The following is an 11,357-nucleotide window of genomic DNA, read 5'->3' on the forward strand; positions in this document are numbered from 1 at the left end:
TGCCCTTGTTGTTGTCGATGTGCAGAGGGATTTTTGCGAGGGCGGCTCACTGGCTGTTACTGGTGGCGCTGGGGTCGCCGCAGCGATCACGCGATACATCGGCTCTGGCCATGAATATGATCTTGTGGTCGCTACCCGTGATGCACATGAGGATCCGGGAACGCATTTTTCGGCGACTCCGGATTTTGTTGATTCGTGGCCAGCTCACTGTGTGCAGGGCACTCCTGGGGCAGATTTCCATCCGGCACTGGAGTTCCGTGACTTTGATGCACAGTTCACTAAGGGTGCGTTCGCGGCCGCGTATTCGGGTTTTGAGGGAACCACGGTTGCCGGGGTCACTTTGGCGTCGTATCTGCATTCACACGGCATTGAGACGGTGCATATTGCAGGTATCGCTACGGATTACTGTGTCTCGGCTACGGCATTGGATTCCATGAGTAGAGGGTTCGCTACGACGGTTTTGGTTGATTTGACTGCTCCGGTCAATCCGCAGGCTCTTACTGCGGTGTTTAACAAGTGGCGCCGCGCCGGAATTACGGTGGCAACTTCTAGTGCGAGCAGCGACGTCGTCGCTGGCTGATCTTTGTCTCTACCACTCCAGCACTCATGGGTTCTCACCACGTAGGTGGTTCCCCACCTACGTCAAAGGTATGGTCGGACGGTTGCGGGGCAACACCGCACAGAGGGAGGAACAGTGTCACTGCTGGAGCAGGTCAGCGGCCCGGAAGTGGTCCGCTCCATGACGACGCACGAACTTGACACGCTGGCGGGGGAGATTAGGTCTTTCCTCGTCGACTCGGTCTCACGCACCGGGGGGCATCTTGGCCCTAACTTGGGAGTCGTGGAGCTGACCCTAGCGATCCACCGTGTGTTCGAGTCCCCGAAAGACTCCATCGTTTTTGATACCGGACACATCAGCTACGTGCATAAGCTGCTTACCGGCCGTCAAGATTTCACGAATCTGCGTAAGCGCGGTGGGCTGTCGGGTTATCCCTCCCGTGCTGAATCTGTTCACGACATTGTGGAGAACTCTCACGCTTCTGGTTCACTGAGCTGGGCGAGTGGTATCGCGCGTGCCCGCAAGCTCGCGAAGGAAACTGGCCGCCACACCGTGGCTGTCATTGGTGATGGTGCCCTCACCGGTGGGATGGCATGGGAAGCCCTCAACGAAATCGCCGCGGATGACTCTTTGCCCTTGGTCATTGTCGTTAATGACAACGAACGTTCCTATGCCCCTACCACCGGTGGTCTTGCCCAGCATTTGGCGATGTTGCGCACCGAACCTGGCTATGAAGAAATGCTCAGTTGGGGCCGGCGCACCCTGAACACCCACCCGGTTGGTCGCACCGTCTACGAGACTCTGCACGGGGTTAAAAAGGGCCTTAAAGACATCGTTGCTCCCCAGGTCATGTTCGAAGACCTTGGCCTTAAATATGTCGGACCTATCGATGGTCACGATGTCGAGGCTATTAGTCGTGCTTTGCGGCATGCTCGCGATTTCGGTGGCCCTGTTCTTGTGCATGCCATCACCGAAAAAGGGCACGGCTACGAACCAGCGCTGGCTGATACCGATGACGCTTTCCATGCGGTGGGTGTGATTAACCCAGAGACAGGGTTACCGCTGGAAATTTCGGGGCGTAGCTGGACGGACAATTTCGCTGAAGAGCTCGTCAAGGTGGGGCAGGATCGTAAGGATGTCGTAGCGATTACGGCGGCCATGCTTATCCCCGTGGGGTTGCGTGAGTTCGCTGCGGCGTACCCGGATCGGGTATTCGATGTGGGTATTGCCGAGCAGCATGCGATAGCGAATGCTTCGGGTCTTGCTTTTGGTGGGATGCACCCGGTGGTCGCGATCTATTCGACTTTCTTGAATCGTGCTTTCGATCAAGTGTTGATGGATGCGGCGTTGCATAAAGCCGGTATGACGATCGTTTTGGATCGCGCGGGCGCTACCGGCAGTGATGGTGCTTCGCATAACGGCATGTGGGATTTGTCTGCACTGTCGATTGTTCCGGGAATTCGGGTGGCGGCACCGCGCGATGGGGCAACTCTTCGTGCTGAGTTCCGGGAGTCAGTGGCTATCAGTGATGGCCCGAGCGCGATTCGTTTCCCCAAGGGCAGTGAGCCTGCTGAAGTGCCTGCCGTGGGGCGCTTGGGAGATATGGATGTGTTGTTTGCTTCGAGCGAGCAGCTCACCGCCCAGGACACTCCGGTGGATCTTGTCATTGTTTCTGTAGGGGCGATGGCTCCGGTAGCTATCGAAGCTGGCCGCCGCATGGCGCAAGAGGGTCTGTCGGTCATCGTGGTGGACCCGAGGTGGGTGCTTCCGGTCAGTCAAGACGTGGTGGCGTTGTGCTCGCGTTCCACGCGTGTGGCAGTGATTGAGGATGGCCTGGCCGCTACCGGAATCGGAGCCGCTGTGGCTTCTGCACTGCATGATGCGGATCTGGAAATCCCGGTGACTCGTTTTGGTCTTCCGAAGGAGTTCTTGGAGCATGCCAGCCGCGGTGAGGTTCTCACTGACGCTGGGTTGACGGTGGAGGCTGTGGTGGAGCGGTTGCACAAACGCTGCGCCGTTGTGTGCCCTGATCGCAGCGCTTAATCGTAGGTAATAGCTCAGAGGGCTTTACCCCCGGCAAGGGGGTAAAGCCCTCTGAGCTATTACCTTGTTTTTTCTGCGTTTAGATATCGCGGAAAATTTCGATGTTGGCACCCAGGGAGTTCAACCGGTCGGCGAGGTCCTGGTAGCCGCGGTTGATGACGTACACGTTACGTAGGTAGGAGGTGCCCGGGGCAGCCAGCATGGCGATGAGGACAACGACTGCCGGTCGCAGTGCTGGGGGGCACACAACTTCTGCTGGGCGCCAGCGGGTGGGCCCTTGGACGGCGACGCGGTGCGGGTCCAGGAGCTCTACCGAGGCGTTGAGGCGAGTGAGCTCAGTCAGGTAGATGGCGCGGTTCTCGTAGACCCAGTCGTGGATCATGGTGCGCCCTTCGGCAACTGCACCGATGAGAGCGAAGAACGGCAGGTTGTCGATGTTCAACCCGGGGAATGGCATCGGGTGAATCTTGTCGATCGGTGCTTTGAGCTCTCCGGGTTTAGTGGTCAGATCGACCAAGCGGGTGCGCCCGTTTGCCGAGGCGTACTCTTCAGTAAGCTCATATTTGAGCCCCATCTCCGAGAGCACCGCAAGTTCGATTTCCATGAACTCGATCGGAACACGCTTGATGGTGATTTCGGAGTCGGTGACCACCGCGGCGGCCAGCAAGCTCATCGCTTCGATGGGGTCTTCGGAGGGGAAGTATTCGACATCGACGTCGATGTGGCTCTTACCAGTCACTTTCAGTGTGGTTGTACCGATGCCTTCGATCTGCACCCCAAGCTTCTCCAGGTAGAAGCACAGGTCTTGCACCATGTAGTTCGGGCTGGCGTTGCGGATGATGGTGGTTGTTTCCCGCATGGCTGCCGCCATGAGGGCGTTTTCGGTCACGGTGTCACCGCGTTCAGTGAGCACGATTGAACCGGTGGGGGTGGCCGGAGTGACTGTGGCGCGGTAAAGGCCTGTGGTTGCTTCCACTTCGAGACCGAAGGCACGTAGTGCCGTCATGTGGGGCTCGATCGTGCGGGCTCCCAGGTTGCAGCCACCTGCGTAAGGCAGGTCGAAGGAGTCGAGCTGGTTCATCAATGGCCCGAAGAACATGATGATGGAGCGGGTGCGACGTGCCGCCTCAGCGTCCAGCCTGCTCAGGTCAAAGGTGGCTGGGGGAGTGATTTGCAGGTCATTGGAGTCTTCGAACCAGGTGCATTTAACGCCAATGGAGGTTAGGGCCTCGATGAGGCGGTTGACCTCTTCAATGCGAGCCATGCGGCGCAAGGTGGTGGTGCCTTTGTTGATCAAGGAGGCACACAGCAGCGCCACGGCTGCGTTTTTGCTGGTGTTGATATCGATGCTGCCGGACAGTTTGTGTCCGCCATCGATTTTGAGGTGCTGCGGTCCGGTGGTCCCCAAAGAGACGAACTCGGAGTTCAGGTTTTGCCCAAGCCTGGAAAGCATCTCGAGGCTGAGGTTTTGTTTTCCTTGCTCGATGCGGGCGACTGCGCTTTGGCTCGTATTGAGCAGTTCAGCGAGATCAGATTGTGTGAGTCCGCGTTCCTTGCGGGCTTCTCGCACGAGGTCACCGATGCGAGCGAGGTAATTCTCCGACATGACACCTACTAACTCATATATGAGATATTCAGTCAAGTGCGCTGTGCGCGAGGTGTGTTCCGATAAGTAGACAATGTGATCACAAGAAGGTCACAGCCAAGCAAGCTCCGAACAAGGCACAGGTACCCTGAGAGCTTTTGAACACCCGTCTCACTATTTCATGTGTTCGCGACGAGCCATAACGCAGTGGTAGCGCTTTCACTCCTCAGAGACGACCGGAGTCGTTGGCGCCTGTGCTATTAACGGGACAACTGCCTGAATCTGCCACGGACGAGCCCCCGCCTGCACTAGTCGATCTGTGACCTGTGCATCATTTTCAACGGCGTCTTCCATGTCCCAAATCACACGCCTGAGCAAAGACGGAGAAATGACATTCTCAGGTGGGACATTGTTTGCCTCAGCAAAACGGGCAATCCCATCCTTAGCGAAAGCCAAACGCTCAAACGCGGCCGGGCGGCGATCCTTCCACGCTTTCATCGGCGGCGGGGCATCACTGCGCACATTCAAAACCGGCAATTCTGAATCTGCCAACGCCGACACCTCGTCCACAGCAGCACGCCACGCAGACAGGTACCGACGGATCCCTTTATGGGCCCCAGCACGCCCTAGATCCTGGCGCTGAGTTGCGGCAACAGCAAGATCAACAAGCACCTGATCAGGTAAAATCCGCCCCGGCGCTAAGTCCTTTTCGGCAGCGATGCGATCACGGGCATGCCACAAAGCACGCAGAAAACCCGCTCCACGACGATTACGGATCTTCTGAAAACCATGTGTCCGACGCCACGGATCAGTACGCGAAGGCGGCCCAGTGAAATGAGTTAACGCCTCGAACTCCTGCTCAGCCCACTCAAACTTGCCCGCTGCGCGTAGGTCCTTGACAACTGCTTCCCGCAAATCAGCCAACAACTCGACATCAAGAGCGGCATACATCAACCAGTCCCGCGGCAGCGGCCGCGTAGACCAATCCACCGCAGAGTGCTCTTTAGCCAACCGCACACCCAAATAGTGCTCAATAACCGTACCCAACCCCACCCGCGGAAGCCCCAGCAAGCGACACCCCAACTCAGTGTCAAACAAACGACTGGGGGACAAACCAATCTCGGTCAAGCAGGGAAGATCCTGCGTCGCAGCATGCAGAATCCACTCAACATCACGCGTAGCTTCTTGAATAGGCGACAAATCAGCACACGCCACCGGATCAATGAGAACGATCCCCGCCCCCTGGCGTTTGAGCTGAATCAAGTACGCGCGCTGCCCATACCGATACCCCGAAGCACGCTCAGCATCAACCGCAAGCGGGCCACTACCAGCCGCGATCTCTTCCGCCGCGCGAGCCAAAGCACGCCCATCAGTAATAACTTCCGGAATACCACCAGCAGGCGCCCGCAAAAGCGGCGCAGAAACTTCCTCAGAGGCTTCCTCGGAAACAACATCTGATTTCTTCGACCGTGCGGGAGCCGGCGAAGCCTGAAGAAACACCAAAGAAGTAGACCCGGCTGGAGGCGCACTGGCCTGCCCTTGCTCTCCTGGAGCGCTGAAGGGCTTTCCATCCGAGGGGTCGTTAACGTGCTGTGCTGCCATCAATCTATGAGCTTACGCGCCACGGTGGGTCACGAACCTTCAGCGGAGCACTGTGATGTCATTTCGCGCCGGCGGTAACCCCCATATACGCCAACAAATCACCGAAAGCACGGAACTGCCCCGCCACATGCCGATTCACCGGCGACCAACTCGCCCGCACTTCCACCGCGTTGGATGCACGCTCACCTTCCAACGCACCAAAACCACGCGAGGATGTACGCGTCACCGTCCCGCCCAAACGCTGATAATCCACCCCCTCAGCAGTTAACGAATCCGTCAACCACGACCACGTCGCCTCAGCAAGCAGCTGATCCTCAGCTACCTCCGGCTCCACATCTGCCTGCGCGAAAATCACCACCCGCCACACTCCTCATGACCAACAGGGTCATGCAGCAAAACAAAACGCCCCGTCGCCGTAGCATCCCTACCCCGAGCAGGCCACACATGCACCGCATACGCAACCGCATACGGAGCAATCCGCTTCGGCGCAGGCAGCGGCTCAATCTCCACATGCCGACGGAACCGGACGCTCTCCAACTCTCCAACTGCCTGAACAAACACAACAGGAGGGCCGACGGTGCCGTAATTCACCCTATGAACATAACGATGTGGGTCGATCTTATGTCGGCCCCCTCCTTATGACACGCCGATCGGTTGCGTCCCACCCGTTCATGTCAGGATCAGACTGTGACAATTTCGCCGAGACCCGCGTCCGCCCTGGAGTCCTACCACCCCGACTATCTGGACTCGGTAATCGAGCGCGCACCCCTGCTGGTCCGCGCCGCACTCCGGCACCCCGGCCCACGACCACCCGTGTGGTTCATGCGCCAAGCCGGCCGATCCCTACCTGAATACCGCCGTGTACGCGGCGAAGGGTCCATGCTGCGTGCCTGCCGCAACCCCGAAATGGTCGCCGAAATCACCATGCAACCCGTCCGCCGCCACGGCGTCGACGCAGCCATCTTCTTCAGTGACATCGTCGTGCCTGTATCCGCCGTAGGCGTCGACATCGACATCGTCCCAGGCACCGGTCCCGTCGTCACCGAGCCCTTCGCCAAATGGAGTGACCTAGACCGCCTCGAACCACTCACCCGCGAACACATCCCCGACATCGACGAAGCAGTCCGACTCACCATCAGCCAACTAGGCACAACCCCCCTCATTGGATTCGCTGGCGCCCCCTTCACCCTCGCCTCCTATCTGATCGAAGGAGGCCCCAGCAAAACTCACGCACGCACCAAAGCGCTCATGCACGGCGACCCAGACCTCTGGCACCAACTTGCCGCCCGCCTAGCCCAAATCTCAGCAGCTTTCCTCGAAGTCCAAATCACCGCAGGCGCACAAATGGTCCAACTCTTCGACTCCTGGGCCGGAGCGCTGTGCCGCGCCGACTATGAACGCTTCGTCCAACCGCACTCAGCAGCTGTCCTGGAGCACGTACACGAACTCGGCGTCCCCGCCATCCACTTTGGAGTCGGCACCGCAGAACTACTCGGCTCCATGGCCAACGCAGGAGCAGACGTCGTCGGAGTAGATTTCCGCACCAACCTGGCCGAAGCCAGCACCCGCCTGGGTAACCGGTACGCCGTACAAGGCAACCTTGACCCCGCCCTACTCAGCGCTCCATGGCCAGTCATCGAAAACGAAGTACGCCGCATCATCACCGAAGGACGTAGCACCCCCGGACACATCTTCAACCTCGGACACGGCGTCCCCGCCGACACCGACCCCGATGTCCTCACCCGCATCGTCGCCCTCATCAAGAGCTGCACCGACACCCCCAGCTCCTAACCTCAACGAACGGCCGGGGCCCACCATGCCCCGGCCGCCACACCGGGCGGCACTACCCCCACCACGCACCCGTTCGATAGGTTCACAGCTATGAGTGGTAACCAACGCGCCGCCCGCATCCGCGAACTCAACGACACCATCCGCTACGCCATGTGGTCTGTCTTCGCCGTAGCTTCACCCCTGCCCCGCGAGGACGACGTCCGCGCGGAAATGGCCCAAGAAGTCGAAACCGTCCTGACTGGCCTGGCCGAAACCGCAGGCCTGGTCGTACGAGGCACCTACGACATCTCCGGAATGCGCGCAGACGCCGACATCATGTTCTGGTGGCACGCACCCACCATCGAAACCGCCCAAGCCGCCTACAAAGCCATCCGCCGCACCCGCTTGGGCTCCCACCTAGAACCAGTTTGGTCCGCCGCAGCACTGCACCGCCCCGCCGAATTCAACAAGAGCCACATCCCCGCATTCCTCTACGACGACCACGCACGCGACTACGTTTGCGTCTACCCCTTCGTCCGCTCCTACGACTGGTACGTCCTCGACGACGAAGAACGACGCGACATGCTCCGCGAACACGGCCAAATGGCACGCGACTACCCTGACGTGCGCGCCAACACCATCGCCTCATTCGCCCTCAACGACTACGAATGGATCCTCGCCTTCGAAGCCGACGAACTCCACCGCATCGTCGACCTCATGCGTGAACTACGCGCCAGCCGCGCCCGCATGCACGTCCGTGAAGAAATCCCCTTCTTCACCGGCCCCCGCAAAGACATCGCCACACTCATCAATGAACTTCCCTAACCACCGAGGGAACCATGTTGGGGGGCGAAGTCTTGTTGACTTCGCCCCCCAACACATCAGTTACCGACGAACACCAGATCAGTCCCCCGACTTCTGTGCCGGCTCCAACGTCAAACTGATGGAATTAATGCAATAACGCAAATCCGTTGGGGTTCCATATCCTTCGCCCTCAAAAACATGCCCCATGTGCGAGCCACACTGAGCACAACGCACCTCAACCCGTCGCATCCCCAGCGAATAATCCTCGACATACTCCACACGGTCCTCAGCCAACGGCGCATAAAACGACGGCCAACCGCAATGACTCGCGAACTTGGTTGAACTACGAAACAGCTCAAAACCACAACCACGACACCGATAAACACCCTCAACAGTGGTGTCCGTGTACTCACCAACAAACGGTCTTTCTGTACCAGCCTGCCGCAACACCTGATACTCAGCCGCAGAAAGCACCTCCCGCCATTGAGCGTCGGTGCGGGTCACAGGATAAGAAGACTCAGACGCCGCCATACACACACCAACACACAAACCCCCCACAACGTTCCCGCACCCAACGCGCCCTCACACCAAATCACTGAAAACCCTTGTCCGACACTGCCGTCCCAGACGCCCCCCTAGACGCCCCCCTAGACGCAACCCGACCAAGCAGTGACCTGCACCAACGCCCTACCGACAGCAACGGCCACCGCAATGCACACATACACATGCCACACCTGACCCCAAGCAGGTTTTACCTACTGGTGACCCCACCCTTTTGTGGGGGACGCCCACCCCGGCCAAGGAGACCTGCCATGCCCAAAACCGCCACCATCGTCAGTAAAGCCCTCGCTGCCGCCGCCCTATCTACCGCTGCTTTCCTGCTGACTCCCACCACAGCAACCTTCGCAGCCGAAGAACTCCCCACAAACGTCGAAATTTCCGCCGCAACAGACACATTCGTCACCTGGACCAGCGCAACCAGCCCTCGCGACTGCTCCTCAAAACACTTCGCCGACCTCACCCAAACCCCACAATGCGGCCGCGGCATGGCCTTCACCTACCCACAGCAACTCGCTGAACAGCAACCCCGCACCGCAGGAGAACTACGCGCCTACCTCAAAACCCTGCAACTCAGCCTGGCCCCCGGACAGCAAATAACAGTGCAATTCGACCGATACATCGGATCCCAAGACGAAGTCGCAGCCGTCATCGCAGACAAACGACTCACCGCAGGCGAAGACGCCCGCATCGCAAAAGAATGGCACGTAGTTGTCCTCACCGGCGCAGAAAAACTCGACCACTGGGTAACGTGGATCGCTCCCTACCGCCCCACTGACTGCTCCGCAGAAGACTTCGCCCAATACGCCACCGGCCCCCTGTGCGGAAACAGCCTCGCCCACGCCTACCCACAGCCCCTCGCCCCCGAACAACCCAAATCCCCCAAAGAACTGCCCGCCTACCTCGAAAAGATCAAAGAACACCTTGCTCCCGGACAGAAAGTCACAGTCCAAATGGACCACTACTCCGGCGATGCCCAAGCAGCACGCAAAATCCTCGCCGACGGTGTCCTACGCATCGGCGAAAACAGCTCCTTCATCGACACCTGGCGCGTAGTCGTCCTCCAAGGCGAGTAAATCCCCACAACACCCCCAATAAACCCTCCACAGGGCCCCAAGGATCTGTTTCCACTCCCTCATCAGAAACCACTCGTTCACCCAACATTCGCCGGTGAAAACGGTTCGGGGGTGGAATCACCCAAGGGGCCCTGACACGATGGCGGAGTGAAAAAAGCGACAGGTGAACAAGCAAAGTCATGGGGACTGATGCGCCCACTGGCCTTAGCAGGAGGCGCCGCAGGCCTGAGCGCTTTAGCAGCCTCAGCAGGATGGGTCGGCGCCGGAGCATACCTAGCCCGCATGCTGCTCACCCCGGTGTATGACAAACCAGACAACGTCCGCGTCTGCGCAATCGACCGCAAAAACGAAACAGTCACGCTCGTCGCATCCGCAGACACCATCGTCCCGGGCAGATACGGCGTATGGCTAAACCGAGGCGGCTCACACATCCGCATCGGCCATATCGTCGACCGCGACGACAAAGCGGGAACAATCATCCGACGCCTCGAAGGCATCGATTTCGGCGAACCCGAACCTGGCGGCGGCCGCTGGGATAGCTACTACTGGGCAGTCGGCCCCGAACGCGCCTTCGGACTGCCCTACGAGGATGTCTTTATCCCCTCAGAAGTCGGCCCCCTACCGGCATGGTTAGTGCGAGCAGAAGAAGTAGGGCGCTCGCGACGCTGCGCCGTTCTTGTGCATGGTCGCGGAGCGACTCGACACGAAACGTTGCGATCAATTCCGGTGTTGCATCGCCTTGGTTGGGATGTATTGGTGCCTTCATATCGGAATGCTCCTGGGGCTCCCTCAAGCGCAGACGGCCTGTACAACCTGGGCCTGTCAGAGTGGCGTGACGTAGAAGCGAGCGTGGATTTCGCTGGCCGGGGCGGCGCTTCAGAAGTTGCGCTTTTCGGGTGGTCGATGGGCGGAGCAGTAGTGCTGCAAATGCTGGACCTATCGCCCCTGTCTTCGCTGGTGACACGGGTGGTTTTGGATAGCCCTGTGGTCGATTGGGTAGACGTGATCGCTGAGCAGGGTCGGCGCCGGCATATTCCTCCGCAGCTGGGCACTTTGGCGCAGTCAATGATTGGTGCACGGTGGTCTCGACGGCTTGTGGGCGTGCATGAGCCGTTGGATGTGGCGCGGACGAGTTGGCAGCACAGGTCGGGGGAGTTGGCGCATCCGATGTTGTTGATCCACTCGGTGGATGACGAGGTGGTGCCTGTAGGGCCTTCACGTGAGTTGGCTCAGTTGCGAACTGATTTGGTTCGCTATGAGGAGTGGGAGGTCGCGCGGCATGTGAAGGAGTGGAACACCGATCCGCAACGCTGGGAGGCTGTTGTAGCGGACTATCTGGAGAACGGGGTGTAGGTGGCTA

Annotated in this window: 9 protein-coding genes and 1 pseudogene; 6 read left to right on the plus strand and 4 right to left on the minus strand. The window is 59.2% G+C overall.

Annotated features, from left to right (window positions below):
• Positions 1 to 19: 19 nt before the first annotated feature.
• Positions 20 to 580, plus strand: a complete 561-nt coding sequence (locus tag CKV89_RS07760; protein WP_231935355.1) for an isochorismatase family protein — start codon at positions 20 to 22, stop codon at positions 578 to 580.
• Between the two features lie 114 nt (positions 581 to 694).
• Positions 695 to 2,602, plus strand: a complete 1,908-nt coding sequence (gene dxs, locus CKV89_RS07765; protein ID WP_051277705.1) for a 1-deoxy-D-xylulose-5-phosphate synthase — start codon at positions 695 to 697, stop codon at positions 2,600 to 2,602.
• 79 nt (positions 2,603 to 2,681) lie between these two features.
• On the opposite strand, the gene CKV89_RS07770 is transcribed toward dxs, so the two are convergent.
• From CKV89_RS07770 to CKV89_RS12610, 3 genes and pseudogenes are all read right to left on the minus strand, one after another.
• Entirely contained in the window at positions 2,682 to 4,208 is a 1,527-nt protein-coding gene (locus tag CKV89_RS07770; RefSeq protein WP_028327782.1) for a UDP-N-acetylglucosamine 1-carboxyvinyltransferase, read from the minus strand.
• 198 nt (positions 4,209 to 4,406) lie between these two features.
• A complete protein-coding gene (locus tag CKV89_RS07775; protein WP_084441338.1) occupies positions 4,407 to 5,789 on the minus strand; it encodes an HRDC domain-containing protein in 1,383 nt (460 codons plus the stop codon).
• Between the two features lie 58 nt (positions 5,790 to 5,847).
• Positions 5,848 to 6,380 (minus strand): annotated as a pseudogene (locus CKV89_RS12610) (DUF3000 family protein).
• Positions 6,381 to 6,506: 126 nt separating this feature from the next.
• On the opposite strand from CKV89_RS12610, the gene hemE reads away from it, so the two are divergent.
• Positions 6,507 to 7,580 (plus strand): uroporphyrinogen decarboxylase, encoded by a 1,074-nt coding sequence (hemE, locus tag CKV89_RS07790; protein WP_051277717.1) that lies wholly within the window; start codon positions 6,507 to 6,509, stop codon positions 7,578 to 7,580.
• A 90-nt stretch (positions 7,581 to 7,670) separates the two neighbouring features.
• Positions 7,671 to 8,384 carry a hydrogen peroxide-dependent heme synthase gene (gene hemQ / locus CKV89_RS07795; protein ID WP_028327784.1) on the plus strand — a complete coding sequence of 238 codons (714 nt, stop codon included), beginning with the start codon at positions 7,671 to 7,673 and terminating at the stop codon, positions 8,382 to 8,384.
• A 78-nt stretch (positions 8,385 to 8,462) separates the two neighbouring features.
• Here the strand turns inward: hemQ and msrB are convergent, their stop codons facing one another.
• On the minus strand, positions 8,463 to 8,894 hold the full coding sequence (gene msrB, locus CKV89_RS07800) for a peptide-methionine (R)-S-oxide reductase MsrB (RefSeq protein WP_084441340.1): 432 nt from the start codon (positions 8,892 to 8,894) through the stop codon (positions 8,463 to 8,465).
• 281 nt (positions 8,895 to 9,175) lie between these two features.
• On the opposite strand from msrB, the gene CKV89_RS07805 reads away from it, so the two are divergent.
• On the plus strand, positions 9,176 to 9,997 hold the full coding sequence (locus CKV89_RS07805; protein WP_028327785.1) for a hypothetical protein: 822 nt from the start codon (positions 9,176 to 9,178) through the stop codon (positions 9,995 to 9,997).
• A 147-nt stretch (positions 9,998 to 10,144) separates the two neighbouring features.
• Positions 10,145 to 11,350 (plus strand): alpha/beta hydrolase, encoded by a 1,206-nt coding sequence (locus CKV89_RS07810; protein WP_231935356.1) that lies wholly within the window; start codon positions 10,145 to 10,147, stop codon positions 11,348 to 11,350.
• The last annotated feature ends 7 nt before the right edge of the window (positions 11,351 to 11,357 follow it).

This window comes from Dermatophilus congolensis (assembly GCF_900187045.1).
In the GTDB taxonomy this organism is placed as follows: domain Bacteria; phylum Actinomycetota; class Actinomycetes; order Actinomycetales; family Dermatophilaceae; genus Dermatophilus; species Dermatophilus congolensis.